The organism is Massilia horti, from assembly GCF_004614195.1.
GTDB classification, from domain to species: Bacteria; Pseudomonadota; Gammaproteobacteria; order Burkholderiales; family Burkholderiaceae_D; genus Telluria; species Telluria horti.
Genome location: NZ_SPUM01000045.1, coordinates 26,461 through 52,119, shown reverse-complemented (window position 1 = coordinate 52,119; position 25,659 = coordinate 26,461). Strand labels below are relative to the sequence as shown.

Sequence of the window (25,659 nt, the reverse complement as noted above, 5' to 3'; positions counted from 1 at the left end):
CTACACCGTTGCGACGGCTAATCTTATGTTCGGCACCGGACTATAGCTTTAATGTACTTCCATCGCGATGAGGCAAGAAAGCAGCCCCTGCATCTGCCCATCGCCCCAGCTGTAAGTCAGAGATAAAAGGACAGAAAATGAACAACACTCAACTTGGTGGTGCCACGCAAAAAGCGAAAACGGTAAACCAGATTCCTTCGTCGAGCGAGGAATTGAAAGTTGCGTCCCGTCCGGTTGTCAGTTACAGCGGCACCCAGCAGAATGAACTGCTCGCCGCGCTCCCACGCCAAGACCTGGAAACCCTGTTTGAGCACTTGGAACTGGTGGCAATGCCGTTCAGCAAAGAGCTGTTTGAATACGGCAGCAAGCTCGACTATGTCTATTTCCCGACCACCGCGATCGTGTCGCTGGTGTACGTGATGGAAGACGGCGCCACCACCGAAATCGCGGTGGTCGGCCACGAGGGCGTGGTCGGGGTGTCGCTGTTCATGGGCGAGCGCGCCATGTGCAGCGCGGTGGTGCAAAGCGCCGGCTACGGCTACCGCCTGAAGACCCAGTACCTGCGCGACGCCTTCGTCAAGGGCGGCACCCTGCCCCAGCTCTTGATGCGCTACACCAATGCGCTGTTTGCCCAGATGGCGCAGAACGCGGTCGGCGGCCGGCACAGTTCCATTGAGCAAAAACTGTGCCGCTGGCTGCTCGACCGTCTGGACCGCTCGCCTTCCAACGAGCTGAAGGTCACCCAGGAACTCATTTCGATCATGCTGGGTGTGCGCCGCGAGAGCATCACGGCCGCCGCCGGCAAGCTGCAGGACGAGGGCCTGATCCAGTACCGCCGCGGCAACATCACCGTGCTGGACCGCCAGGGCCTGGAGGACTATGCCGGCGAATGCTACAAGGTGGCCAAGTCGGAATACGACCGCCTGCTCATGGATGTCGCCCGCTAGCGCAGCGCGGCCCCGTTCGCCCGCTGTGCCGGCGCGGGGGCGGCGGTGCCATTGTCAACGAATGCTGTATGCTCCACCGGCTTTTCCAGCACCTCCGGCAACCGCCCCTGCGGCGCCGGCCTGGCCTTGCCACCGTTCTCGCCGTCGGACGCCGCGACCGGTATCCAGGCGCTGACGCAGGTGCCCGTACCGCCCGCGCCGCGCTCCACCTTCAGCGATCCGCCCAGCAGCAAGGCGCGTTCGCGCATGCCGAGCAAACCGTGCGACTTGGGCCGCGCCAAGGCATCCGGCGCGATGCCGATGCCGTCATCCTCCACCAGCAGGGACAGGGCCTTTTCCTCGCGCACCAGGTGCACCGTCACATGCCGCGCCTGGGCGTACTTGGCCACGTTGTTGAGCGCTTCCTGGGTGATCCTGAACAGCGCGATCGCCTGCATCGGCGCCACCGCGTCGACCTCGCCTTCGATCAGCACATCGCATTCGATCCCGGTTACACGAGCGTAATCCCCGCCGTAGCTGTGCAGCGCAGCCGACAGGCCCATGTTGTCGAGCAGGCTGGGGCGCAGGTTTTCGATGATGCGGCGCTTGAGCTGGACCGTGTCCACCAGCGTCACGCGCGCACGCGCGAGCATGGCCGCCAGTTCCGGCTCGCTGCGCTCCAGCCGGTCGCGCACGGTCGCCAGGTCCATGCCGATGGCCGTCAGGTTGGCGCCCATCTCGTCGTGCAGCTCGCGCGCCAGGCGCGACTTTTCCTCTTCCGCCACCCGGATCAGGTGGCGCGAGAGCACCGACAGCTGCTCGGTGCGCAGCGCCACTGTCGTTTCCAGCTGGTCGTTGGCCTGCTGCAGCGCCTGCTCGGCGCGCAGGCGCAGGCCAAAGCTGCGCCGGATGCCGGTATAGAACAGCAGGATGACGGCGATTGCCGCGGCGTTGATGCCCAATCCCACCCACACCGCCTGGTGGTACTGGTGATAGAACTCGGCATGCCGTTTGGCCAGCAATTCGTTTTGCTCTCCCGTCATGATCACCACCTGCAACCGGATCTCGTCCATGTGCGCCTTGTTGTCGGGCGCGCTGGCGATGGCCACGATGTCCTGCAAGCCACCCGTGCGGTAGACGTCGAGCGCCTGCTGCATGCTGGCGATGCGGCGCTCGACCAGGTTGCGCAGCTGGGCCAGGTTTTTCAGTTGCGAAGGATTGTCGGCAAGCAGCGTCGTCAGCTTGCCGAATTCACGGTCGACCTCCTGCGGCGCGTGGCGCACCGGCCCCAGGTAAGCGTCGGAGCCGGACAGGAAATAGCCGCGCACGCCGCTTTCGGCATCCGTGACCAGCAGATTCACGTATTGGAGCTCGTCGGCAACGCGCGCGCTTTGCGTCTGCAGCGCATTGGTGGCCTTGAGGGCGTCGAGGTTGCGCAGCAGGGAAAAACCGTTGGCGAGCAGGATCGCGACGCAGGCGCAACAGAGCAAGGTTTTGTAGCGCGGCAGGCTGCGCGCCGGCCGGGCCGTGGTCTCTTTGTTCATCCTCGGTTCCTTTCGCGCGACAAACACTGCCATTATAGTTCCGGACTTGGTCCCCGGCAGTCAAGCAAGCTGAACTGTGCGCAGGTGCGGGATGAGGGTGGCATGGGCGCGCGCAGTGCGCCCGCCAGGCGCGGGCTTAATCCAGCAGATTGTTTTTCATGGCGTAATAAGTCAGGTCGCTGTTGGACTGCAGGCCCATCTTTTCCATGATGCGGGTACGGTAGGTCGACACGGTTTTGATCGAGAGCGACAGGGCGGTACCGATATCGGACACCGTGGCGCCCTTGGCCAGGCGCAGGAACACCTGGAATTCACGGTCCGATAGTTCCGTGTGCAGCGCCGTGTTCGGATCGCGGTCGAAGCTTTGCGCCAGCAGTTCGCCCACTTGCGAGCTGACATAGCGCCGGCCCTGGTGCACGGTGCGCACCGCCGTCTTGAGCTCTTCCGCTTCGCATTCCTTGTTCAGGTAACCGTTGGCTCCCATCTTGAACAGGTTCAGCGCGTATTGCTGCGCCGGATAGCCGGACAGGATCAGCACCGGCAAGTTGGGCTGGCCCTGGCGGATGGTACGCAAGATGTCGATGCCGCTCTGGTCCGGCATCGCAATGTCGAGCAGGAGCACGTCGCAAATCTCGCGCCGCGCGATGTCCAGTGCTTCGCGCCCGGTTGCGCCCTCGGCGACGACATCGAATTCGCTGGACGACGAAAAAATCTGTTTGAAACCTGCTCGAACTATCTGGTGATCGTCACAAATGGCAACGCGTATCATTGTCTTCCCTTAGTTTTCCCTAGTACAGGAAAGAACCGAAGCTGACCCGCACGCTCGGTTGCGCGCTTATTTCAGCAAAAACTGCAAGAGACATTCTAGCACTCTGGCGTTTCGGTACAACAGGCGCACGAATGCCTGAGCACAGGGTCCGTCAGGCCGTGCGGGTACCGTGTTTTAGCAGGTCGAGTATGCCCAGCAGCTCCGTGCGCAGCTGGTCGCTGTCGATGCATGGAACTGCCGGCTCGGCCACGGGTGCCTCGCCTGGGCCAGCCAGCTCGCTGCCACGATTGTCGAGCTTGTTGCGGGCGCCGCTGATGGTGAAGCCCTGTTCGTACAACAGCTCACGGATCCGCCGGATCAGCAACACCTCATGGTGCTGGTAATAGCGGCGATTTCCACGGCGTTTGACCGGTTTGAGCTGGGTGAATTCCTGCTCCCAGTAGCGCAGCACATGGGGTTTGACCCCGCACAACTCGCTGACTTCGCCGATCGTGAAATAGCGCTTGGCCGGGATCGGCGGCAATGTGGTCAGTTCAATCTTGGTCGGACGGTCGTTCATTGGCAACTATTAAGCAGCACGCGCCATCGACGGGGCCGGGCTGGTCTCTTCGACCATGCCCTTGAGCTTCTGGCTGGCATGGAAAGTCACGACGCGGCGCGCCGTGATCGGGATCTCTTCCCCGGTTTTTGGATTGCGGCCAGGCCGCTGCGGCTTGTCGCGCAATTGGAAATTGCCGAAGCCGGACAGCTTGACTGCCTCGCCGCGCTCGAGCGCATTGCGGATCTCGTCGAAGAAGGTCTCGACCATGTCCTTGGCCTCGCGCTTGTTCAGGCCGACCTGCTCGAACAGCAGTTCGGCCAGCTCGGCCTTGGTCAGGGTCGGCAGTTCCTTTTCCGCTTCCCGCCGTACCCGGGCGACCTGCATCGCACGATGCAAGTCGGCCGCAAGCGCCTCCTGGAGTACGGTCGAATCAACGTCGTTGTTGTTAATTTTGAAGCCCTGCCTTCAGTTCAAAACGTTCGTTTTGGAGTGGTCATGCGCGCAGACGCGCGTCGCGTTGTTCTATTGCAGAGCGCGCCAGCGCGGTCATTACGGTCTCGACGGCTTCGTCCTGCAATGTCGACTGAGTATCTTGCAAGCTAAAGCGGAACGCAAGACTTTTTTCATCTTGTTGCAATCCCTTGCCGCGATATTCGTCAAATAAAACAACGGCTTGCACGATATTACCCAACGGGTGCGCCTTGATCGCGGCCTCAAATGTGTCCAGCACGTCCTGCGCGGCGACATCTTGCTTGACCACCAGCGCCAGGTCGCGCGTGGCGCCCGGGAACTTCGAAATCTCGGCATGCCGCGGCACCACGCGCGTGGAGAGCGCCTCGGCGTCGACCTCGAACAGCACCGGCGCCTGCGGCAACTCGTACTTTTGCAGCCAGCGGGGATGCAGTTCGCCGATCACGCCGACCGGCTTGCCGTCGATCTCGATCACGGCCGAACGGCCCGGATGCAGCGCCGGATGCGTGGCCTTGGCAAAGCGCAGCTGGCGCGGCGCGAACAGCGCTTCCAGGTCGCCCTTGACGTCGAAATAGTCGACCGGACGCGAAGCCGCGCCCCACTGCTCGTCCAGCGCCGGGCCGTAGGCAATCGCCGCCACGCGCTTGGGCTGGTCGATGCCGGCGACCGACAGCGGGCCGTCGCAGGTTTTCGGGTCACGCCGGAACACAGCGCCCACCTCGAACACGCGCACCCGGCCCGCCTTGCGGTTCAAGTTGTAGCGCACGTTGGCGACCAGGCTGCCGATCAGGATCGAGCGCATCACGCTCATCTGGCTCGCGATCGGATTTTGCAGGCGGATCGGCTGGTCGTTGGCGGCAAAGTCGCGCTCCCAGGCTTCTTCCACGAAGCTCATGTTGACCACCTCCTGGTAGCCCAGGTCGGCCAGCTGGTGGCGGATCGCGAACAGCGAACGGGTGTTCTCCGGCTCGATCAGCATCGCCGACGGTGCTTTCGGGGGCAGCGCCGGGATGTTCTCGAAGCCGTACACGCGCGCGACCTCCTCGATCAGGTCTTCCTCGATCTCGATGTCGAAGCGGTACGAGGGCGCGGTCACGTGGAAAACACCGGGCTCGCAGGTGAACGGCAGGTGCAGGCGCGTGAACACATCGGCCACCACCGCGTCGGTCAGGGGCACGCCAATCACCTGCGCCGCACGCGCGGTACGCATGCTCACCGGTTCGCGCTTTGGCAGGTTCACCGCCTGGTCGTCGACCGGGCCGACTTTGGTGTCAAGCGTGCCGCAGATTTCCACGATCAGCGCGGTCAGGCGCTCGATGTGTTCCACGGTCGTGGCGTAGTCGACCCCGCGCTCGAAGCGGTGCGCGGCGTCGGTCGAGAAGTTGTAACGGCGCGCGCGGCCGCGGATCGCGTCCGGCCACCAGAACGCGGCCTCGAGGTAGATGTCCGTGGTGTCCAGCGTCACCGCGGTCGAATCGCCGCCCATGATGCCGGCCAGCGATTCGATTTGGGCGGCGTCGGCGATCACGCCCACCGTCTCGTCCACCTGCACCGTGTTCCCGTTCAGGAGCTTGAGCTCTTCGCCCTTGCGGCCCCAGCGCACATCCAGGCCGCCGTGCATCTTGGCCAGGTCAAACACGTGCGACGGACGGCCCAGCTCCAGCATCACGTAGTTCGAGATGTCGACCAGGGCCGACACCGAACGCTGGCCGCTGCGCTCGATGCGGCGCTTGAGCCATTCGGGCGTGGCGGCCCGGGCGTTCAGGCCGCGGATCACGCGGCCGGTAAAGCGGCCGCACAGGTCTGGCGCGCTGATGGTCACCGGCAGCACTTCGTCAAGCGTGACCTCCACCTTGCGCGCCGTCGGCACCGACAGCGGCTCGCCGGTCAGGGCCGACACTTCGCGCGCCACGCCCAGCACCGACAGGCAATCGGCGCGGTTCGGGGTGAGCTTGATGGTCAGCTTCAGGTCGTTGAGCAGCAGGTAGTCGCGGATGTTCTGGCCGACCGGCGCGTCTTCCGGCAGCTCCAGCAGGCCACTGCTCTCTTCCGAAATCTTCAGCTCCTTGGCCGAGCACATCATGCCCTGCGACTCGACGCCGCGCAGCTTGCCGACCTTGATCTCGAACGGCTTGCCGTCCGCGCTAGGTGGCAGCACCGCGCCGGCCATCGCGCACGGCGCCTTCATCCCGGCGCGCACGTTGGGCGCGCCGCACACGATATTGAGCATGGTGCCGGTGCCGACGTTCACGGTGCACACGTTCAGGCGGTCGGCGTTCGGATGGCGCGTCACTTCCAGCACCTCGGCCACCACCACGTTGGTAAACGGCGGCGCGACCGGTTCGACCTCTTCGACTTCAAGGCCGGACATCGTCAACAGGTGGGTCAGTTCGTCCGAAGTCATCTTCGGATCGACCATGGTACGGAGCCATTTTTCGGAAAATTGCATATTCGTTGCCTTCTACTGCAGGAGGATTGTCAGTTGAACTGCTTCAGGAAGCGCAGGTCGCCTTCGTAGAACAGGCGCAGGTCGTTGATCCCGTAGCGCAGCATCGTCAGGCGCTCAAGGCCGGAGCCGAACGCGAAGCCGATGAACCGCTCGGGATCCAGGCCGTAGTTGCGCACCACCGTCGGGTGCACCTGGCCGGCGCCCGACACTTCCAGCCAGCGTCCCTTGAGCGGGCCGCTGCCAAACGCGATGTCGATCTCGGCCGACGGTTCGGTGAACGGGAAGTACGACGGGCGGAAGCGCACCTGCAGGTCTTCGGTCTCGAAGAAGGCTTTCACGAAGTTCAGGTATACGCCCTTCAGGTCGGCAAAGCTGATGTCCTCGCCGATCCACAACCCCTCGACCTGATGGAACATCGGCGAATGGGTGGCGTCGCTGTCGACGCGGTAGGTGCGGCCCGGCGCGATCACCTTGATCGGCGGCGTGTGGGTGCGCGCGTAGCGAACCTGCATCGGGCTGGTGTGGGTGCGCAGCAGCAGCGGCTTGCCGGTGCTGTCGTCACCCTCGATATAAAAGGTATCCTGCATCGAACGCGCCGGGTGGTTTTCCGGGCTGTTCAGCGCAGTGAAGTTGAACCAATCGGTCTCGATCTCGGGGCCGTCGGCCACGTCGAAACCGATCGAGCGGAAGATTTGCTCGACACGTTCCCAGGTGCGCATCACCGGGTGGATGCCGCCCATCGAACGGCCGCGGCCCGGCAGCGTGACGTCGATCGCCTCGGCGTTCAGGCGCGCTTCCAGCTGCGCGTTCGCCAGCTGATCGCGGCGATCAAGCAGCGCCTGTTCGATCCGGCCCTTGGCCACGTTGATCAGGGCGCCCTGTGCGCGGCGCTGTTCAGGGTCGAGCTTGCCGAGGCCCTTCATCAGTTCGGTCACCTGGCCAGTCTTGCCCAGGTATTTCGCTTTTGCGTTTTCCAGGGCCGCGGCATCCAGCGCGGCCTCGAAGTCAGCCTGGGCCGAGACGACGAGTTCTTCCAGCGAGTTCATGTGTTCTGTTCCTGTCTTTCAGGTGGCCTTTTCGACGCCACAATCAAAAACGGGGCACAGGTGTGACCCTCTGCCCCGCTTCTCGAGCGCCGCGGTACAGCCGGCGCTGGTATTACATTTGCAAAGAATCGCTTAGGCAGCGAGCTTTGCCTTAGCCGCATTGACAATCGCGGCGAATGCCGGCTTGTCATGCACAGCCATGTCGGCCAGGACTTTGCGGTCCAGTTCAATCGCGGCTTTCTTCAGGCCGTTCATGAATGCGCTGTAGGTCATGCCGTGCGAACGCGAAGCAGCATTGATACGGGTGATCCACAGGGCGCGGAAGACACGCTTCTTGTTGCGGCGGTCACGGTATGCGTACTGGCCAGCGCGCATGACTGCTTGCTTGGCAATACGGAATACTTTGCTGCGGCGACCACGGTAGCCTTTGGCAAGTTCAAGAACCTTCTTGTGACGGGCACGTGCAGTAACCCCACGTTTTACTCGAGGCATAGTAGCTCCTTAGGTATGTGAGATTAAGCAGACGGCATCATGCGGTAGACGCTTTGGACGTCGGACGCATTGATGTTACGGGTACCGCGCAGTTGGCGCTTGTTTTTGGTGGTTTTCTTGGTCAGGATGTGACGCTTGAACGCCATACCCGATTTCACAGTACCACCCGGACGCACGCGAAAACGCTTCTTCGCGGAGCTTTTGGTTTTCATTTTTGGCATAGTCATCTGCCCGTTACGGGCAGCTCCATAGCTGACAGGATTGCAGGTGGCAGCCCTTTGCTGCTCTTAGATGCCTGCTTTCACTTGTCTTGCAGCGGATGCGCGGGGTGCCGACGCTCCACTACAACCTGTTTCTACAAACAGGAAACGCGGATTGTAGCACAGTCCAGGGCAAACAATATAGGGGGTGATTCGGCATTCGTAGGGGACGCGGGGCCGCCGAGGACCTGTGCGCACGCGGTACGTTTGAATGTCGTTGGCTCCAGAATGCACACGTACTGTGCGCACGCTGTACGGTTGTATGCCGTGGGCGCTGGTACGCACCCGTGCCGCGTGCGCACGGGTGCGCACCCTACGCCGCGACATGAAATAAGACCGGGCCCGGACCACAGGTTGACACCCGCAGCCCGGGCCCGGCCCGGAGCAATTTCAGCGAAAACGCGAAAGCTTACTTCTTCTTTTTCGGCGCAACCACCATGATCATCTGGCGCCCTTCGAGCTTGGGGAACTGCTCGACCTGGCCATACGGCTCCAGGTCGCCGCGCAGACGCTCGAGCATGCGCATGCCAATGTCCTGGTGTGCCATCTCGCGGCCGCGGAAGCGCAGCGTGATCTTGGTCTTGTCACCATCCTCCAGGAACTTGATGAGGTTGCGCAGCTTGATGCTGTAATCGCCCTCGTCAGTACCCGGACGGAATTTGACTTCCTTGACCTGGATGACCTTTTGCTTGAGCTTGGCTTCGTGCGCTTTCTTCTGTTCCGAATACTTGAACTTACCGTAGTCCATCAGGCGGCAGACTGGCGGACTCGCGTTCGGCGCGATCTCCACCAGGTCTACGTTCGCCTCTTCGGCCAGACGAAATGCTTCAGCCAGGCCCACAATGCCCAGCGGCTCGTTATTCACCCCGTTCAGACGCATTTCCGGGTAGGTGATTTCGCCATTGATGCGATGCTGCTTGTCAGTAGCTATGTTGTTTCCTTTGAAAAGTTGGATATTCGGCCGCTTAGTTCGCCTTGGATTCGACCTCGCCTCGGAGGCGTTCCACCAGCGCATCGACGGACATCACGCCCAGGTCGACATTGCCACGTGCACGGACGGCCACGGTTTGAGCGTCCCGCTCTTTATCGCCAACAACCAGAATGTACGGCAGTTTTTGGACGGAATGCTCTCGTATTTTATAGGTAATCTTCTCGTTCCGCAAATCAGCGTGCACCCGGAATCCAGCCTTCTTCAGACGTGCCTCAACCTCTTTCACGTAGTCGGCTTGCGCATCTGAAATGTTGAGGATGGCGACTTGCACCGGAGCCAGCCACAGCGGCAACGCACCTGCATAGTTCTCGATCAGGATACCAATAAAACGCTCCATGGAGCCCACGATTGCACGGTGCAACATCACCGGCACCCGGCGCGTGTTGTCTTCCGCAACATATTCGGCGCCCAGGCGGCCCGGCATCGAAAAGTCGACCTGCATCGTGCCGACCTGCCAAGGACGGCCCAGGCTGTCCTTCAGGTGGTACTCGATCTTCGGGCCGTAGAACGCACCCTCGCCCGGCAGCTCGGTCCAGGCGACGCCGCAGCTCTTCAAGGCCGAACGCAGCGCCTCTTCGGCCTGGTCCCACACCTCATCCGAGCCGATGCGGTTACTTGGCCGCAGCGCGATCTTCACGTCGATGTTCTCGAAGCCGAAATCGCCATACACCTCCATCGCCTGCGCATGGAAGGCCGTCACTTCGGCGGCGATCTGCTCTTCGGTGCAGAAGATGTGACCATCGTCCTGGGTGAAGCCGCGCACGCGCATCAGCCCGTGCAGCGCGCCCGAGGTCTCGTTGCGGTGGCACTGGCCGAACTCGCCGTAACGCAGCGGCAGGTCGCGGTAGCTGCGCAGCCCGGCGTTGTAGATTTGCACATGGCCCGGGCAGTTCATCGGCTTGAGCGCGTACGAACGGTTCTCCGACTCGGTGGTGAACATGTTCTCGCGATAGTTGTCCCAGTGACCGGTCTTTTGCCACAGCGTCACGTCGAGGATCTGCGGCGCCTTGACCTCGCTGTAGCCGTTGACCTGGTACTTGTTGCGCATGTACTGCTCCACCTGCTGCCAGACGGTCCAGCCTTTCGGATGCCAGAAGATCAGGCCCGGCGCCTCTTCCTGGAAATGGAACAGGTCGAGCTGCTTGCCCAGCTTGCGGTGGTCGCGCTTCTCGGCCTCCTCCAGCATGTGCAGGTACTGCTCCTGCTCTTCCTTCTTGGTCCAGGCGGTGCCGTAGATACGCTGCAGCATTTCGTTATTGGAGTCGCCGCGCCAATAGGCACCGGCCAGCTTCATCAGCTTGAACACCTTCAGCTTGCCGGTCGAGGGCACGTGCGGACCGCGGCACAGGTCGGTGAAGTTGCCTTCGGTGTACAGCGACACGTCCTCGTTCTGCGGGATCGAGGCAATGATCTCGGCCTTGTAGTCCTCGCCGATCGACTTGAAGTACACCACGGCCTCGTCGCGCGGCAGCACCTTGCGCGTGACCGGCTCGTCCTTTTTGGACAGCTCGACCATTTTCTTTTCGATCGCCTGCAGGTCTTCCGGAGTGAACGGGCGCTTGTACGAGAAGTCGTAATAGAAACCGTTTTCGATGACCGGGCCGATCGTGACCTGCGCCTCGGGGAACAGCTCCTTGACCGCGTACGCGAGCAGGTGCGCCGTCGAGTGACGGATCACGTCCAGCCCTTCCGGATCCTTGTCGGTGACGATCGCCAGGTCGACGTCGCGGTCGATCAGGAACGAGGTGTCGACCACCTTGCCATCGACCTTGCCGGCCAGCGCCGCCTTGGCAAGGCTAGTGCCGATGCTGGCCGCCACCTGGGCCACCGTCACCGGGCCGTCGAATTGACGGGCGGAACCATCGGGAAGTCGCACTTGAACCATACTGTTCTCCATATCGGCGCGCGGCGCCTGCTAAGTGGTAATTCGGAAGATTGAAAATTCTGGACGAAAAAAAACGCGCACCAGGCGCGTTTTTATCAGTGTGTCGAGCAAAAGAACACCATACCGCGTCTAGCGATTCCCCCACAACAACGTTGTAGTTCGCGGTGTCATAACCGTGGCTGCCTTTCTCGCTCTTACTTTTGAGTGTTCTGGTGGGCGGTGCAGAATTCGAATCTGCGACCCCTTGGATGTCGACCAAGTATTCTAACCAGCTGAACTAACCGCCCGTAGATCGCCATTATAGAGGCCCGCGCCGGAGGACGCAAGGCTTACACACCGAAAGGTTGAATTTATGGAACAATTAGGCGGTCGGCAAGAGCCGCCTGCCCCAAGCGTACTCGGCAGTTCGCGTGACCTCGCACAGGTTGAAGAGCGCTCCCCGACGGTATCGTGATTCCATTCGTCGACTTCATCTGGAGGGCTCAAATGTTCGCAAGGAACGCAATGCTCAGGATGCTCGCTTTGCCCCTGCTGGCCGCGCCTCTGTTCGCGCTGGCCGGAGACATTCAATACACGCCGATCTTCCTTCCCAAAGACTTCGGTGCTCATTATCTCGGCAGCAACGGACAGGTCGTCGGCGCGGTCGAGGCGCCCCACAGTCCCGGAGATTTGCAGGCGGCGATCTGGTCGAACTCCCAGCTTACGCTCTATTCAACCCCAAACACAATGTTCAATGTGATCAGCCCGGATGGACGCTACATTCTCGGGACACGGGACGATTACATCGAACCCAACGTGTTCTTCTATGACAACGGAACGGAGACCACGATTCCAATGGTGCCCCACGTCTGGGCCGAGGCAAATGCCGTCAACAACTCCGGGCAGGTGGCGGGCACCCTCGTCGTCAATGGACCGCAGGGCCAAAACGAAGTCGGCTTCGTGTACGCGAATGGACAAATCGAATATTTGGGACTGAACAGCGGCGCCGACTGGCGGGTGTACGACATGAACGCGGCAGGGGTCGTCGTTGGCAATTTCTCCGCCAACAATATGTCGCACGCTTTTATGTATAGCAATGGCGTTACGACAGACCTTGGCTCGTTGTACTGCGGCGATTACAGCTTTGCTTACGGGATCAACGACGCTGGCGACATTGTCGGCATGTTCGGGACTGCGAGGGATGAGCACCCTTTCCTGTATTCGGCGGGAACGATACTTGACCTTGGAACGCTCGGCGGCACGATCTCCCGAGCAAATGCCATCAATAACCATGGCCAGATCGTCGGCGCCAGCAATACGGCGAACGGGGACTTGCATGCATTTTTGTATTCAAACGGGCAAATGCTTGACCTGAGCGACATGGTGCAGGGGCTCAATGACTGGACATTGATGTATGCCTATGGCATCAACGATGCCGGACAGATTCTGGTGAGTGGCTGCCCGACCGGGGGCGGCGGCTGCAGCATGCTACTGCTCGAACCGCTCACCGCCGTGCCGGAACCGTCCACCTGGGCGCTGCTGCTTGCCGGGCTGGGCGGATTGGCGTACCGCTTCAAGAGGCGGCGGACGGCAAGCGCCTGATCCCGCGCGAGGCGGCGACCTGTCCGGAGTGGGCGGAAATGGCTTTTCTGCAAAACTTGCAGTAGCCTTGAGGACGCCGCCCATTTACACTTTGCGGTTTTGCGTACCCTGACACGACCGCCCATGCCGAACCAGCAAGCCCAAGAATCTTCCGCCCACCTGCACGCCCACCTCGCCGGCGACGCGCGCCACGCCCACGTCATCGAGTCGCGCAGTCAGAAATCGATGGCGCTGGCGCTCGGCCTGACGCTGCTGTTCTCCGTGGTCGAAGCCGTCACCGGCTTCATGTCCAACTCCCTGGCGCTCATTTCCGACGCCGGCCACATGCTCACCGATGCCGCCGCGCTCGGCCTGGCGCTGCTTGCGCAGGTCATCGCCAAGCGTCCGCCCTCGGCCCGCCACTCGTTCGGCTTCGTGCGCGCCGAGGCGCTGGCGGCATTCGTCAACAGCCTGGCCATGCTGGTACTGGTCAGCTGGATCGTCTACGAGGCCGGGCACCGGCTGACCAGCCCGCAGCCGGTCCAGGGCGGCACCGTGCTGGTGGTCGCCGCGATCGGCGCGGCGATTAACATCGTCGTCGCCTACGTGCTCTCGCGCGGCGAGCAGAGTATCAACACCCGGGCCGCCATGATCAACGTGCTGGGCGACCTGCTCGGCTCGGTCGCCGCCATCGTCGCCGGCGCCGTCATCCATTTCACCGGCTGGATGCGGATCGACCCGATCCTGTCGATTTTCGTGTCGCTGCTGATCCTCAGGTCCACCGCCGGCATCCTGCGCGAGTCCTACCACTTCCTGATGGAAGGCGTGCCACACCAGATTGACTACCTGCAGGTCGGCGCGGATCTGCAGACGGTGCCCGGCGTGCTGTCGGTGCACGACCTGCACGTGTGGGACATGTCACCCGGCAATCCTGCCCTGATTGGCCACCTCGAAATCCGTGACCTGGGGGAATGGCCCGCCGTGCTCCAGGCGGTGCGGCAAATGTTGCTCGACAAGCATGGGATCGACCATATTACGCTGCAACCGGAGACACACGACTAGTCTCGCTCGGCAAACCTTGCGCGACTGCGCTGCATAACCACGTCGCCCTCGCGAAGGCGGGGGGCCATACTGAGCGGGCCATATCCGAACAGGTTCCGCTCTCGTTGACCTGGGGTGTAGCACGCGATCTATGGGGGGAACAGCGCCAGTGCGCTGTTCCCGCCTGCGCGGGAAGTCGTTTCCGGCAATGCCGGGAACGACGGGCCAAGCAGTGGCGCGATCGACACGAGATTCCCGCACCTGGCGGTGATATATAGCCTTTGGAAACGTCCTCCAAGCGAACCGGGCATGACAAATTAAAATTTCCTCGGCCTTCAGCTTGCTTCAACGAGAAGCGCGGTGACTAGAATGCGAAGTGCGACAGGGCGTGCGCGTCACGCGTCGCTTCAGTGCTCGCTTTTTTGGAGGAAATGCTCATGTTCCGCAAATTGCTGGCCGAATTCTTCGGCACTTTCTGGATTGTCCTTGGCGGCTGCGGCAGTGCCGTCCTGGCCTCGAGATTCCCCGAGACCGGGGTGGGCCTGGCCGGTGTCGCGTTCGCCTTCGGGCTGGCGATGCTGACCGGGTGGTACGCGCTCGGGCCGATCTCGGGCGGCCACTTCAATCCGGCCGTCACGTTTGGGCTGTGGACCGCGCGGCGCTTCCCGGGCACGCTCGTCATTCCCTATTTCATCGCCCAGGTCATCGGCGGGATCGTCGCGGCCGCCATCCTGTTCGCCATCGCCAATGGCGGCCCCGCCTTCGACGTGGCCGGCGGCTTTGCCGCCAATGGCTTTGGCGATCACTCGCCGGGAGGCTACTCGTTTGCCGCGGCGATCGTATCGGAACTGGTGATGACCTTCATGTTCGTGCTGGTCGTCTGCGGCTCTACCAATATCCGCGCACCAGTCAATTTCGCCGGCCTGGCAATCGGCCTGGCACTGACGCTGGTACACCTGATCAGCATTCCGGTCACCAACACCTCGGTCAACCCGGCGCGTAGCACCGGCCCGGCGGTGTTCGTCGGCGGCTGGGCAGTCGCGCAGCTATGGCTGTTCTGGATCGCCCCGCTGGTCGGTGGAGGAATTGCCGGTTTGGTCTACCATTACCTGCTCGAGCGCGAGGTCGAGCCGACCATGGTCGGCCAGCAGGAACCGGGGTGGCGCCCGGCGCACCCGTAAGCGCCCCGCCGCGCTTGCGAATGGCCTCGGGTCAGCGTTCGCCCGAGGCCAACTCGATCCGGCGCCGGATTTGCGCCAGCGCGGCAGTGTCACCAGCCGCCTCCGCCCGTTTGGCCGCCACGCCCAGCCACATCAGCAACGGACGGCGCCAGCCCTGGCCGGATGCCGTGTCGATCGCCTTGCCGATATCTGCCGGTGTGATGCGCTCGGCCTTGAACAGCGCCCCGGCCGCGACCATGCGCGCCAGCGGGTCGCCGACCGCTGCCAGGCTCCCGTTGGCCACCACGCTGCGGTGCTGCTCCGGCAGCAGGCCGGGCTGCAGCCCCTGCCAGTTCCCCGACAAATAGGCCGCGTAGGCACGCTGCGCGGGCGTCGCATCGGGCGCCAGCGCGGCAAAACCCGGGCACCCGTCAAATACCAGGCTGGCCACTTGGGCGGCGCAGCGCACCAGCTCCACCTGCGCGACCAGATCAGGGCGGCCGGTGCTCGCGGTATCGCTGCGGGCGCGCGCGAACTCGACGCTTGCTGCCGCACTGTCCCCCGCCAGGTAGGCGTCGGTAAAAGCGCCCAGTGAATCGTGCGCGTTTTGCTGCCATGACGGCGGCGTCGGCTTGCTGGCGCAGGCGCTGAGCAGGATGATGGCAACCCAGGCTAGTTTTCTCATGGCAGTTTGATCTCCGTGTCGCGAGCGAAAGGCCACTTGCTGTTGATTTCATTGACCAGGCGATTGACCTTGCGCAGGCTGGCGTCGACTTCGCCGCGCAGCCTGCCCAGGTCCTGCGTGGCCACCTTCGCATTCGCGCCAATAGCCTGGGCCTCGGCCAGCACCGCATCGGCTTGCTTCAGGGTCCCGCGGGCGTCCTGCAGCAGGCCGTTAAGCTGGCTGATCGAGGCCTGGGTCTCGTCCATCAAGCCGCTTTTGCCGAACACGCGCTGGTCCGCCTTGTTCAGCAGGTCGTTCACGCGATCCAGCGTCTGCAGGAACTTGCGCGCCTCCTCGTCGCCGCCGAGCGTGCCGCCCAACACGCCATATTTGCCGGTCAGGCGCCCCGTCAACACGTCAACGTGAGCCAGCGTCGAATTGATGTGCGAGTCCTCGCGTGTCATCGTCTCCACGTTTTCCAGTACCTGGCGCGCGGTCGACACCAGGCGCGGAATCTCGGCCGAAGCGTCGCCGCGCAGGACGGTGCGATGCGCGCCCGGCGGCAGCGGCGGATCGGTCAGCACGCCGGAAAACGCCTTCAGTCGCGTCTCGCCCACGATGCTGCGCTCAAGCGTGAAGACGCTCGACACGCGCAGCCATTTGGCGTCATTGCTCGGCACGTCGACCCGGATCTGGACCTTGCCGTCCGGCCCCAGCTCCACCTGCCGCACGCGCCCGATCGGAAAACCGGCGAAGGTCATGTCCATCCCGGGAATCACGCCTTCCGAGTCGTCCGCCACCAGTATCAGGCTCTGGGTCGGTTCGAACACGCCGCGCGCGTACATCACATACAGCACGAAAGCGACGATCAGGGCGCCGACCACCACCAGCAGGGACACGGCCTTGGCCTCAACGTGCCGGGGTTCGTCGGATGTGGGTTCAATCATGGTTTGCCTTTGGTTGGATCAGATGGTGTACTTGATGGCGAGGGAGCTGGCCTCGATCAGCAGCAGCACGAACAAGAGGCGCAGCGCGCCCGGCTGCACGGTCGACGCGCGCCGCGCCGGATAGCGCGCCAGTTCGAGAATGGCGGCGGTCGGGATCACCGCCACCGCCAGCCCGAACAGCACGGTCTTGAGCACGAAGCTGATCGTGACCACCGGATCGAACACGCGGCCGACAGTGCGCGTGTACTCGGTCAGGCCCCACGGCGACAGGCCGTAGATGTTCAGGTAGGCCAGCACCAGCACGATCGTGCTGCTGATCATCGCCAGGCTCAGCACCGCGAATGCGTTGGCGATCACCTGCGGCACCAGGTCGCGCCGCAACCGGCGCAGCGCTTCGCTGCTCGCGGCCGGCTGCGGGAGGCCCTCGCGCGCCAGGCCGATGGCGGCCGCATCGAACGCCATCCCGGCGCGCAGCGCGGCGAACATCGCCGCCGACAGCGGAATCAGTTCCAGCACCAGCACCCGCACCACCATCTCGAGCGCGTAGAACGACAGGCCGTAACTGCGCGCGGTGACCAGCACGATGCGGATGATGACCAGGCTGACCAGCGCCGACAGCACCGTGAACCAGGGCAGCACCTGCCAGGTGCTGGCATAGATATAGCGCGACGTGGCCAGCCGGTTTTCGCGGTTGTAGGTCGACGGCGAAAACGCCATCACCAGCGCCACGGCGCCAAGGTGCAGCGTGTACCACCAGCTGTGCAGGTAGCGCAGCAGGCGAGCCGCCAGGAGGCGCGGACGGATTGTCATTGGGGCGGTGTGTAGCATGTTTCTGGAATTAGTGTCTGGCGAATTTCGGTACGGCTTGCCGGAGGGCGTAGGGTGCGCACCTGTGCGCACGCGGTCAGCGTAAGCCGGCTTGCGGCTACTGCGCCACTACGCTGCGTTCGCGAACCGCGTGCGCACAGGTCCTCGGCGGCCCCGCGCCCCCTACGAAAGCAGCGGCACACGCCTACTGTCTGCGCGCCTCCTGCACCCCGGCGACCTCGCCGATCGCGGCCAGCGCCTTGTTCAGCTGCTCGGTCGCCCGAATCTCGGCCGTGAAGATCATGCGCGCCAGCCCTTTGGAGCTTTGCGTGTTCACGCCGATCACGTTGATCTTCTCGCGCGAGAACACCTCCGAAATATCGCGCAGCAGGCCCTGGCGGTCCACCGCCATGATGAACAGGTCGACCGGGTACACCGTATCCATCTCTGCCGCGCCCCACGCGGTTTCGATCACGCGCTCCGGGTTCCTGGCGCTCATCTCGGCAAAATTCTTGCAGGTGAGCCGGTGGATCGATACCCCCTTGCCGCGCGTGACGAAGCCGACGATGGGGTCGGGCGGCGCCGGCTTGCAGCACTTGGCCAGCTGGGTCATCAGCCCTTCGGTGCCCACCACCAGCACGCCCGACTTGGCGCCCTGCTCCACGCTCGAGGCGCGGCTCTTGTTCAGGACGACTTCGTCATCGACAGGCGGTGCCACGACGGTCTCGTGCAGCGCGGCCTCGACATGGCGCAGGCTGAACTTTTCCTTGCCCACGGCGATGAACAGGTCGTCGAGCTTGGGAAAGCCCAGCTTGTGCGCCAGCGCCTCCAGGTTGACCGCGGTCTTGCCCTCGCGCTGCAGCGACTTTTCGACCAGCGCCCGGCCCTGTGCCAGGGTCTCTGCCTGCTCCAGCGCGTGGAACCAGGCACGGATCTTGGTGCGCGTGCGGTTGCTGGCCGCGTATCCCGCGCTGAGCCAGTCGCGCGACGGGCCGCTGCTACCGGCCTGGCCCTTGGCGGTGATGATCTCGACCGTCTGGCCGTTCTTGAGCGGCGTATTTAACGGCACCATCACGCCGTCGACCTTGGCGCCGCGGCAGCGGTGACCAATCTCGCTGTGCAGGTGGTAGGCGAAGTCGATCGGCGTGGCGCCAACCGGCAGTTCCAGCACCCGCGCCTGCGGCGTGAGCACGAAGATGCGGTCGTCCAGCGTGGTGGCCTTGAGCTTTTCGACCCATTCCTTCTCGGCCGCCTCGCCATCGTGCTCGGCGACCGCGTCGGCGACGTCGCTCTTCCATGCCAGCAGCTGGCGCAGCCAGGCAATCTTCTCGTCGTACTTCTGGCTCTTGAAGTTCGAGCCGCCATCCTCCTTGTAGCGCCAGTGCGCGGCGATCCCGTACTCGGCGAAGTTGTGCATCTCCTGGGTGCGGATCTGCACTTCCAGCGGCCGCCCGTCCTCGGCGGTGACCACCGTGTGCAGCGACTGGTAGCCGTTGGGCTTGGGGCGCGAGATGTAGTCGTCGAACTCCTGCAGGATCGGGGTCCAGATGTTGTGCACCAGCCCCAGCACCGTGTAGCAGGCCTTGATGTCGGACACGATCACGCGAAATGCCCGCACGTCGTACAGCTCGGAGAAGTCGAGCTCCTTGCCGCGCATCTTGTTCCAGATGCTGTAGATGTGTTTCGGCCGACCGGTTACTTCGGCCTTGATTCCGGCCGCCGCCAGCTCGCGCTGCAGGCGTTCGATCGCCGATGCCACGAAGCCCTCGCGCGCCATGCGCTTCTCTTCGAGCATCCTGGCGATGCGCTTGTAGGTCTCCGGTTCGATGAACCGGAAAGCCAGGTCCTCCAGCTCCCACTTGAGCTGCCAGATTCCGAGCCGGTTGGCGAGCGGCGCGTACAGGTCAAGCACCTCGCGCCCGTAGGCATGCGTGTCTGGGTCAAAACGCTTGATGTCGGCGAAGTAGCGCAGCGTGCTCACGCACGAAGCCAGGCGCACCAGCACCACGCGCATGTCCGAGGCCATCGCCAGCAGCATCTTGCGCAGCGTCTCGATCTGCGCGCCCATCTGCTGCGCCGCGTTCTTGCCCCGGGCGACCGGCTGCTGCGCCGCGGTCAGGTCGCGCAGGCGGATCAGCTGGTGCACGCCCAGCACCAGGTCGGCGACCTCGGTGCCGAAGCGCTCGCCCAGGCCTTCGGCTACGCCCGGGTCGAACAGCGCCAGCTCGAACAGCAGGCCGGCGATACGGGTCTCGGCGTCGCTGCGCAGGAAAGCCAGGGCGCTGCCCACGCCGAGCGAGAATTCGAAAGCGTTCTGGCCGGAGGTGGCTATGCGCTCGCCATAGGCCGCGCCTGCATAGTCGAGCGCCGCGCGCACGCGCGCGGCGTCCTCCGGGCGCAGGCCCTGGACCATCGACGTGGTGGCGTCGCCGAGTGCGGCGGTGGAAACCATCGGATTAACGCAGTGCGGCGGTGATGCAGATCTCGACCAGGCAGGCGGGGTTGGCCAACTTGGCTTCGACGGTGGCGCGCGGCGGCGTGTGCCCTTGCGGCACCCACTCGTCCCACACCGCATTCATGCCCGCGAAGTGCGCCATGTCGGAGATGTAGATTTGGCACGTCAGGATGCAGGTCTTGTCGCTGCCCACTTCGTTAAGCAGGCGGTCGACATGGCCGAGCACCTCGCGCGTCTGGCCTTCGATGTCCTGCGTGGTGTCTTCGGCGATCTGCCCGGCAAGGTACACCGTCTCGTTGTGAACGGCGATTTCGGACAGGCGCTTGCCAACGTGCAGTCGTTTGATTTCCATGGTTTCTTTCAATTTGCGGCTTCTCAGCCGGTTAAAAATTCTCGCGCGATCGCGATCTGGTCGTCGTGGATGAATGTGGGGGCGTGGCCGACATTTGCAATCTCGACCAGCCTTGGCCTGGGTCCGCGCCGTGTCATCTCAAGCGCGGTCTCATGCGTCAGCAGGTCACTTTGCGCGCCGCGCACGAGCAGCGTCGGGCAGCGGATCGCGTCGTACGCGGCCCACAGCTCGGCCTCGTCAAGCTCGGCGCGCTCAAGCGTCATCGCCCGAAACGGCTGCGCCAGCGCCAGGTCGTAGTGCCGCACCCACTGGCCGTCCGGCTGCTGGCGCAGCACGTCCCTGGCCAGCTTGTGCCATTCCTCTTCGCTGTGCTCGCCGAACGACACCGACACCCGGCGCACGAATTGCTCGCCGGCCTCGAAGGTCGGAAAGCGCAGGTCCTGGCCGATGTAATCGCCAATGCGCTGCATGGCCTCCTGGTTCAGCACCGGGCCGATGTCGTTCAGGATCAGCTTGCGGATCGGCGTGCCTTCCAGTGCCGCGAGCTTTATGCCGATCAGCCCGCCCATCGACGTGCCGAACCAGTGCACGCTGCCTTGGGCGTCGTTGGCGGTGACGCGCGCGATCAGCGTGACCATGTCGTTCACATACTGGTCGAGCGAATACAACCCGGCCCTCTTAAGCGGATCGGACCGGCCGCGGCCCGCAATATCCGGCGCCACCACGCGGTAGCGGTCGCACAGCGCCTGCGCCAACTGGTCAAAGTCGTCGGACACGCGGGTGACGCCATGCACGCACACCAGCACGTTCCGGTTGGCCGGGTCGCCCCATTCCTTGTATGCGACCCGGTGCAGGCCCGCGGGCGAGCTGCACACGACGCTATTGAGTCTTGCCTCGGTCATCCACTGCTCCAACTGACGAAAATTCGTTCTTCCACAATACCGCAACCGCACATTTTAGCGGTCGTTGCGATTAGAATTCTACCAATTCTGCGCCACGCACCCGATCACCCACCTAAAGAGGACGCAATGAAATCCAGCATGTTAAGCGGTAAAACGGCGCTCGTCACCGGTTCGACCTCCGGCATTGGCCTGGGAATGGCGCGCGCATTGGCCGAACACGGGGCCAACATCGTGTTCAACGGCTTTGGCGATGCACGCCAGATCGAAAAACTTTATACCGACGTCGGCAAAGAATTCGGCGTCCAGACGGCTTACCACAATGCCGACATGTCCAAGCCGGCCGAGATCGAGGCGATGATGCAGTTCGCGACCGACAAATTCGGCGGCGTCGACATCCTGGTCAATAATGCTGGCATCCAATTCGTGGCCAACGTCGAGGATTTCCCCGTCGACCGCTGGGACGCGGTCATCGCGATCAACCTGACCTCGGCGTTCCACACCACGCGCCTGGCGCTTCCAGGGATGAAGAAAAGGAACTGGGGCCGCATCATCAACCTGGCCTCGGCACACGGCCTGGTCGGCTCGGCCGGCAAATCCGCCTACGTGGCGGCCAAGCACGGGCTGGTGGGACTGACCAAGGTGACCGCGCTGGAGAACGCGCACAGTGGAATCACCTGCAACGCGATCTGCCCGGGCTGGGTGCTCACTCCGCTGGTACAAAAGCAGATCGATGACCGTGCCGGGCGCGAAGGCATCAGTGCCGACCAGGCGCGCAAGGAGTTGCTGGCCGAAAAGCAGCCGTCCGGCGAATTCGTTACGCCGGAGCAACTGGGCGCGCTCGCCGTGTTCCTGTGCAGCCCGGCCGCCGACCAGGTGCGCGGCGCGGCCTGGAACGTGGACGGGGGCTGGACGGCGCAATAAGCTGCTTCCCCGGCGCCTGCACGTCATTACAGACGAGCTCTCGGGAGTCCGCTATGATTGCGTCTTCACAACTTTTGAGAAGACGACCATGCGGACCTGGGCCAAGAATCTCCTGCTGGGCACCCTGACCATGATTGCGGCCGCGGCCGCGCAGGCAGCTCCGGTGCTGCTCACCCCGGACCGGGTCTGGACCGGCGAAGGCGCGCCGCATGCGGGCTGGGCAGTGCTGGTGGACCAGGGCCGCATCCAGGCCGTCGGCCCGGCCGGCAAGATGACGATCCCGGCGGATGCGCAGCAGCTCAGCTTGCCGGGCAAGACCCTGATCCCGGGCCTGATGGACCTGCATTCGCACGTCCTGCTTCACCCCTACAACGAAACCACCTGGGACGACCAGGTGATCAAGGAAGCGCCGGCCTATCGCACGGCGCGTGCGGTGCGGCACGCCTTTGATACGCTGCAGGCCGGCTTTACCACCCTGCGCGACCTGGGCACCGAAGGCGCCGGCTACGACGACGTCGGCATCAAGCGCGCCATCGAAGAAGGCATCGTGCCCGGGCCGCGCCTGTTGGTGGCGACCAAGGCCATTGTCGCGACCGCCAGCTACGGTCCGGCCGAACGCAACTACCGCCCCGACATGGAACTGCCCTACGGCGCGCAGGAAGCGACCGGCGTCGACGAGGCGGTCAAGGCGGTGCGCCAGCAGGCATCGCACGGCGCGGACTGGATCAAGTTCTACGCCGACTACCGCACCGGCATCGACGGCAGCACCCGCCCCACCTTTACCCTGGAGGAGATGAAGGCGATGGTGGCGGCGGCTCACGTCACCGGCCGCAAGGTGGCCGCGCACGCGAGCAGCGACGAGGCGATCCGGATGGCGGTGCTGGCAGGCGTGGACACGATCGAGCACGGCTACGGCGCGTCGGAAGCCACGTTCAAGCTCATGGCAGAGCGCAAGACGGCCTACATCCCGACCCTGACGGCGCCGGAAGCGATTGGCGAGTATTTTCAAAAACACGTGCGCGGCGGCGCGCCGACTCCAGGGATGCAGCAAGCGGCGCGCGCATTCCAGACCGCGCGCAAGGCTGGCGTCGTGATCGGCAACGGCAGCGATGTCGGCGTCTTCACGCACGGCACCAACGTGCGCGAACTGGAGTGGATGGTCCGCCTGGGCATGACACCCACCGAAGCGCTGCGCGCCGCGACCGTGGTCGCTGCGGAGATCCTTGACAAGGCCAAGGACCTCGGTCAGCTCAAGCAAGGCATGCTGGCCGACGTGGTCGCGGTCGATGGTGACCCGACCGCGGACATCACGGCACTGCGCAAGGTCGGATTCGTGATGAAAGGCGGGACAGTTTATCGCCGGCCTTGACGGTCGGTTGGCCGCACGCGCGACACGCAACGCAAACCGAAGATTGTAGGGGGGCGCGGGGCCGCCGAGGACCTGTGCGCACGGGGTACGGTTGAGCAGAGTTTGCTCGGCGTGTGGCCGAATGCGCACTCCTGTCACCGCGCCGGCTCGCGGCTACCGCTCCACTACGCCACTTTCGCGAACCGCGTGCGCACAGGTGCGCACCCTACGTCGCTTGCGGCCGCCGCTCCACACGCCATGTTCGCGAACCGCGTGCAAAAAATGGTCAGACCCAAATACCGTTCACTTGTGCGCCGTGGGCTTTTCCGTTGTCGGAAACTCACGCTCCTGCGCCACCATGAATTTCGCGAAACAGCCCCGGGCTGACGCCGAAGCGGCGCACGAATGCCTTGGAAAACTGCGCTTGGTTCGCGAAGCCGGTCTTGGCCGCGATCTCCTTCAACGAAGTCTTTGCCTCCAGAAGGTGGCGCGCATAATCCAGGCGCAGCGTCTCGACGAAGCGGGCCGGCGTTTCACCGACCGCCTCCGCAAAGCGGCGGTGGAAGTTACGGGGCGACATACCGGCCCGTTCGGCCAGGCGGGCCACGTCCAAACGCTCGGCTATGTGCGCGAGAATCCAGTCCAGCAATGCCGAAAACGCGGAATTCGCCCTGGCCTGGGCCGCCAGCACGGGGCTGAACTGGGACTGGTAACCGGGGCGCCGCGCGTACAGCACCAGGCGCTTCGCGATGGCGTTCGCCACACGGTCGCCAAGGTCGCGCGCCACAAGCGCCAGGCACATGTCGATGCCGGTTGTGACGCCGGCCGAAGTCCAGACCCGGCCATCCTCGACGTACAGCGCATTGGCATCGACCTCCAGGTCCGGATAGCGGCGGCCCAGCACGGCAGTCGCTTCCCAATGGGTGGCCACGCGTTTGCCGCGCACAAGTCCGAACGCGGCCAGCACGAATGCGCCGGTGCAAATCGAGCCATAGCGCCGCGCCCCGGCGCTCGCCTGCACCATCCAGGCACGCACTTCCTCGTTCTGCGTCACAGCCTTGAGACCTTCCTTGTCGCCGCCGACGATAAGAACCGTATCGACCGTGCCAGCCGCCAGGCCGCACAGTGGTTCCGTATGCAGCACCACCCCGCTGTTGCTGGTGATGGGGCCGCCTTGCGCCGACAGGATGTGGACGCGATAACACTGACTGCCTGCCGCATCGTTGGCTGCGGCGAAGACGGCGGCGGGCCCCGTGACATCCAGGATCTGGATTCCATCAAAGACCAGCAGCGCGACATTCCCGGGTGTTTTCATTGGCAGAATTTAACCAGAGTTTGTCTTTGCTGCCAATCATGTCCATTCCTAGAATGGGTTCCTCACCACCTCCGGAGCCTGAACATGAGCACATCCTGCCACCTTGGTTTTCTGCTGTTCCCGCAAGTGACCCAGCTGGACCTGACCGGGCCTGCGCAAATCCTCGGGCGCGTCCCCGGCGCACAGGTCCACCTGCTATGGAAGTCGCATGACCCGGTGGCGACCGACATCGGTTTCACCATCAACCCGACGAGCACCTTCGCCGACTGCCCGCAGCTGGACGTCCTCTGCGTCCCTGGCGGATTCGGCATCGAATGCCTGCTCGACGACGAAGAGACGCTTGGCTTCCTGCGCCGGCAGGGGGCGCAAGCGAAATACGTGACCTCGGTTTGCAATGGGTCACTGGTGCTGGGCGCCGCAGGACTGCTGCGCGGTTACCGCTGCGCGTGCCACTGGATGTGGCGCGAACTTCTGCCCCACTTCGGCGCGGTGCCGGTGGCCCAACGCGTTGTGCGCGATCGTAACCGGATTTCCGGCGGCGGCGTGACAGCCGGGATCGACTTCGGCCTGGCGCTCGCCGCCGAACTCGCGGGCGAGGAGGTGGCAAAGACGCTGCAGTTGGCTTTCGAGTACGATCCGCAGCCGCCATTCGCCTGCGGCTCACCCGAAGCTGCGGGGCCGGAACGAGTGGCCCGCTTGCAAGCGCTGCTGGGTGACCGGGTTGCGAGAGTCATGAAACGAGTCCAGCTGCTGTCTCCACACGAGTAAGCGAATGCATTCCAACATGGCAGCAGACGCAGGTGCGGGTTGGGG

Annotated in this window: 24 protein-coding genes and 1 tRNA gene; 7 read left to right on the top strand and 18 right to left on the bottom strand. The window is 63.7% G+C overall.

Annotated elements, in window-relative coordinates:
* Positions 1-137: 137 nt before the first annotated feature.
* Complete coding sequence (locus E4O92_RS07720) at positions 138-947, top strand: Crp/Fnr family transcriptional regulator (RefSeq protein ID WP_135189180.1); 810 nt, start codon at positions 138-140, stop codon at positions 945-947.
* On the opposite strand, the gene E4O92_RS07715 is transcribed toward E4O92_RS07720, so the two are convergent.
* The 11 genes from E4O92_RS07715 to E4O92_RS07665 form a co-directional block, all read right to left on the bottom strand.
* A complete protein-coding gene (locus E4O92_RS07715) occupies positions 944-2,470 on the bottom strand; it encodes a CHASE3 domain-containing protein (protein WP_135189179.1) in 1,527 nt (508 codons plus the stop codon). The genes E4O92_RS07720 and E4O92_RS07715 overlap by 4 nt on opposite strands.
* A 136-nt stretch (positions 2,471-2,606) precedes the next feature.
* Entirely contained in the window at positions 2,607-3,239 is a 633-nt protein-coding gene (locus E4O92_RS07710; RefSeq protein WP_135189178.1) for a response regulator, read from the bottom strand.
* Positions 3,240-3,390: 151 nt separating this feature from the next.
* Positions 3,391-3,798 (bottom strand): MerR family transcriptional regulator, encoded by a 408-nt coding sequence (locus E4O92_RS07705; protein ID WP_135189177.1) that lies wholly within the window; start codon positions 3,796-3,798, stop codon positions 3,391-3,393.
* Positions 3,799-3,807: 9 nt separating this feature from the next.
* Positions 3,808-4,164: an integration host factor subunit alpha gene (locus tag E4O92_RS07700; RefSeq protein ID WP_135189200.1), complete on the bottom strand. Its 357-nt coding sequence runs from the start codon at positions 4,162-4,164 to the stop codon at positions 3,808-3,810.
* A gap of 109 nt (positions 4,165-4,273) precedes the next feature.
* Positions 4,274-6,700 carry a phenylalanine--tRNA ligase subunit beta gene (pheT, locus tag E4O92_RS07695; protein ID WP_135189176.1) on the bottom strand — a complete coding sequence of 809 codons (2,427 nt, stop codon included), beginning with the start codon at positions 6,698-6,700 and terminating at the stop codon, positions 4,274-4,276.
* 29 nt (positions 6,701-6,729) lie between these two features.
* Entirely contained in the window at positions 6,730-7,746 is a 1,017-nt protein-coding gene (pheS, locus tag E4O92_RS07690) for a phenylalanine--tRNA ligase subunit alpha (protein ID WP_135189175.1), read from the bottom strand.
* Between the two features lie 132 nt (positions 7,747-7,878).
* Entirely contained in the window at positions 7,879-8,238 is a 360-nt protein-coding gene (gene rplT, locus E4O92_RS07685) for a 50S ribosomal protein L20 (protein WP_135189174.1), read from the bottom strand.
* Between the two features lie 23 nt (positions 8,239-8,261).
* A complete protein-coding gene (rpmI, locus tag E4O92_RS07680; protein WP_056135342.1) occupies positions 8,262-8,459 on the bottom strand; it encodes a 50S ribosomal protein L35 in 198 nt (65 codons plus the stop codon).
* 448 nt (positions 8,460-8,907) lie between these two features.
* Entirely contained in the window at positions 8,908-9,453 is a 546-nt protein-coding gene (gene infC, locus E4O92_RS07675; protein WP_267873783.1) for a translation initiation factor IF-3, read from the bottom strand.
* A gap of 10 nt (positions 9,454-9,463) precedes the next feature.
* Positions 9,464-11,374, bottom strand: a complete 1,911-nt coding sequence (gene thrS / locus E4O92_RS07670; RefSeq protein ID WP_135189172.1) for a threonine--tRNA ligase — start codon at positions 11,372-11,374, stop codon at positions 9,464-9,466.
* A 210-nt stretch (positions 11,375-11,584) separates the two neighbouring features.
* Positions 11,585-11,661, bottom strand: a tRNA-Val gene (locus tag E4O92_RS07665).
* A gap of 217 nt (positions 11,662-11,878) precedes the next feature.
* Here E4O92_RS07665 and E4O92_RS07660 point away from each other — a divergent pair.
* The 3 genes from E4O92_RS07660 (at position 11,879) to aqpZ (ending at position 15,156) form a co-directional block, all read left to right on the top strand.
* Entirely contained in the window at positions 11,879-12,955 is a 1,077-nt protein-coding gene (locus E4O92_RS07660; RefSeq protein ID WP_167759727.1) for an HAF repeat-containing PEP-CTERM protein, read from the top strand.
* A 123-nt stretch (positions 12,956-13,078) separates the two neighbouring features.
* Positions 13,079-13,996: a cation diffusion facilitator family transporter gene (locus E4O92_RS07655; protein ID WP_135189170.1), complete on the top strand. Its 918-nt coding sequence runs from the start codon at positions 13,079-13,081 to the stop codon at positions 13,994-13,996.
* A 416-nt stretch (positions 13,997-14,412) separates the two neighbouring features.
* Positions 14,413-15,156 (top strand): aquaporin Z, encoded by a 744-nt coding sequence (aqpZ, locus tag E4O92_RS07650; protein WP_206076831.1) that lies wholly within the window; start codon positions 14,413-14,415, stop codon positions 15,154-15,156.
* Between the two features lie 31 nt (positions 15,157-15,187).
* Here aqpZ and E4O92_RS07645 read toward each other — a convergent pair whose 3' ends face one another.
* From E4O92_RS07645 to E4O92_RS07620, 6 genes are all read right to left on the bottom strand, one after another.
* Complete coding sequence (locus tag E4O92_RS07645; RefSeq protein WP_135189168.1) at positions 15,188-15,820, bottom strand: hypothetical protein; 633 nt, start codon at positions 15,818-15,820, stop codon at positions 15,188-15,190.
* On the bottom strand, positions 15,817-16,746 hold the full coding sequence (locus E4O92_RS07640; RefSeq protein WP_135189167.1) for an MlaD family protein: 930 nt from the start codon (positions 16,744-16,746) through the stop codon (positions 15,817-15,819). Before E4O92_RS07640 ends, E4O92_RS07645 begins: the two co-directional genes overlap by 4 nt.
* Positions 16,747-16,764: 18 nt before the next feature.
* Complete coding sequence (locus E4O92_RS07635; protein WP_229483142.1) at positions 16,765-17,556, bottom strand: MlaE family ABC transporter permease; 792 nt, start codon at positions 17,554-17,556, stop codon at positions 16,765-16,767.
* Between the two features lie 202 nt (positions 17,557-17,758).
* Positions 17,759-20,005, bottom strand: coding sequence for a RelA/SpoT family protein (locus E4O92_RS07630; protein WP_135189165.1), 2,247 nt, complete (start codon positions 20,003-20,005; stop codon positions 17,759-17,761).
* Between the two features lie 4 nt (positions 20,006-20,009).
* Entirely contained in the window at positions 20,010-20,360 is a 351-nt protein-coding gene (locus E4O92_RS07625) for a RidA family protein (RefSeq protein WP_135189164.1), read from the bottom strand.
* Positions 20,361-20,383: 23 nt separating this feature from the next.
* On the bottom strand, positions 20,384-21,262 hold the full coding sequence (locus E4O92_RS07620; RefSeq protein WP_135189163.1) for an alpha/beta fold hydrolase: 879 nt from the start codon (positions 21,260-21,262) through the stop codon (positions 20,384-20,386).
* A gap of 138 nt (positions 21,263-21,400) precedes the next feature.
* On the opposite strand from E4O92_RS07620, the gene E4O92_RS07615 reads away from it, so the two are divergent.
* A complete protein-coding gene (locus tag E4O92_RS07615; RefSeq protein ID WP_229483140.1) occupies positions 21,401-22,183 on the top strand; it encodes a 3-hydroxybutyrate dehydrogenase in 783 nt (260 codons plus the stop codon).
* An 88-nt stretch (positions 22,184-22,271) separates the two neighbouring features.
* A complete protein-coding gene (locus E4O92_RS07610) occupies positions 22,272-23,552 on the top strand; it encodes a metal-dependent hydrolase family protein (protein WP_135189161.1) in 1,281 nt (426 codons plus the stop codon).
* 319 nt (positions 23,553-23,871) lie between these two features.
* Here the strand turns inward: E4O92_RS07610 and E4O92_RS07605 are convergent, their stop codons facing one another.
* Positions 23,872-24,846, bottom strand: coding sequence for a GlxA family transcriptional regulator (locus tag E4O92_RS07605; RefSeq protein WP_135189160.1), 975 nt, complete (start codon positions 24,844-24,846; stop codon positions 23,872-23,874).
* Positions 24,847-24,930: 84 nt separating this feature from the next.
* On the opposite strand from E4O92_RS07605, the gene E4O92_RS07600 reads away from it, so the two are divergent.
* A complete protein-coding gene (locus tag E4O92_RS07600) occupies positions 24,931-25,614 on the top strand; it encodes a DJ-1/PfpI family protein (protein WP_135189159.1) in 684 nt (227 codons plus the stop codon).
* The last annotated feature ends 45 nt before the right edge of the window (positions 25,615-25,659 follow it).

Bases quoted from the DNA above. Each gene is read 5' to 3' on its own strand.
- E4O92_RS07720 (WP_135189180.1), top strand. From the start codon at position 138: ATGAACAACACTCAACTTGGTGGTGCCACGCAAAAAGCGAAAACGGTA.
- E4O92_RS07715 (WP_135189179.1), bottom strand. From the start codon at position 2,470: ATGAACAAAGAGACCACGGCCCGGCCGGCGCGCAGCCTGCCGCGCTAC.
- E4O92_RS07710 (WP_135189178.1), bottom strand. From the start codon at position 3,239: ATGATACGCGTTGCCATTTGTGACGATCACCAGATAGTTCGAGCAGGT.
- E4O92_RS07705 (WP_135189177.1), bottom strand. From the start codon at position 3,798: ATGAACGACCGTCCGACCAAGATTGAACTGACCACATTGCCGCCGATC.
- E4O92_RS07700 (WP_135189200.1), bottom strand. From the start codon at position 4,164: ATGCAGGTCGCCCGGGTACGGCGGGAAGCGGAAAAGGAACTGCCGACC.
- pheT (WP_135189176.1), bottom strand. From the start codon at position 6,700: ATGCAATTTTCCGAAAAATGGCTCCGTACCATGGTCGATCCGAAGATG.
- pheS (WP_135189175.1), bottom strand. From the start codon at position 7,746: ATGAACTCGCTGGAAGAACTCGTCGTCTCGGCCCAGGCTGACTTCGAG.
- rplT (WP_135189174.1), bottom strand. From the start codon at position 8,238: ATGCCTCGAGTAAAACGTGGGGTTACTGCACGTGCCCGTCACAAGAAG.
- rpmI (WP_056135342.1), bottom strand. From the start codon at position 8,459: ATGCCAAAAATGAAAACCAAAAGCTCCGCGAAGAAGCGTTTTCGCGTG.
- thrS (WP_135189172.1), bottom strand. From the start codon at position 11,374: ATGGTTCAAGTGCGACTTCCCGATGGTTCCGCCCGTCAATTCGACGGC.
- E4O92_RS07660 (WP_167759727.1), top strand. From the start codon at position 11,879: ATGCTCAGGATGCTCGCTTTGCCCCTGCTGGCCGCGCCTCTGTTCGCG.
- E4O92_RS07655 (WP_135189170.1), top strand. From the start codon at position 13,079: ATGCCGAACCAGCAAGCCCAAGAATCTTCCGCCCACCTGCACGCCCAC.
- aqpZ (WP_206076831.1), top strand. From the start codon at position 14,413: ATGTTCCGCAAATTGCTGGCCGAATTCTTCGGCACTTTCTGGATTGTC.
- E4O92_RS07645 (WP_135189168.1), bottom strand. From the start codon at position 15,820: ATGAGAAAACTAGCCTGGGTTGCCATCATCCTGCTCAGCGCCTGCGCC.
- E4O92_RS07640 (WP_135189167.1), bottom strand. From the start codon at position 16,746: ATGATTGAACCCACATCCGACGAACCCCGGCACGTTGAGGCCAAGGCC.
- E4O92_RS07635 (WP_229483142.1), bottom strand. From the start codon at position 17,556: ATGACAATCCGTCCGCGCCTCCTGGCGGCTCGCCTGCTGCGCTACCTG.
- E4O92_RS07630 (WP_135189165.1), bottom strand. From the start codon at position 20,005: ATGGTTTCCACCGCCGCACTCGGCGACGCCACCACGTCGATGGTCCAG.
- E4O92_RS07625 (WP_135189164.1), bottom strand. From the start codon at position 20,360: ATGGAAATCAAACGACTGCACGTTGGCAAGCGCCTGTCCGAAATCGCC.
- E4O92_RS07620 (WP_135189163.1), bottom strand. From the start codon at position 21,262: ATGACCGAGGCAAGACTCAATAGCGTCGTGTGCAGCTCGCCCGCGGGC.
- E4O92_RS07615 (WP_229483140.1), top strand. From the start codon at position 21,401: ATGTTAAGCGGTAAAACGGCGCTCGTCACCGGTTCGACCTCCGGCATT.
- E4O92_RS07610 (WP_135189161.1), top strand. From the start codon at position 22,272: ATGCGGACCTGGGCCAAGAATCTCCTGCTGGGCACCCTGACCATGATT.
- E4O92_RS07605 (WP_135189160.1), bottom strand. From the start codon at position 24,846: ATGAAAACACCCGGGAATGTCGCGCTGCTGGTCTTTGATGGAATCCAG.
- E4O92_RS07600 (WP_135189159.1), top strand. From the start codon at position 24,931: ATGAGCACATCCTGCCACCTTGGTTTTCTGCTGTTCCCGCAAGTGACC.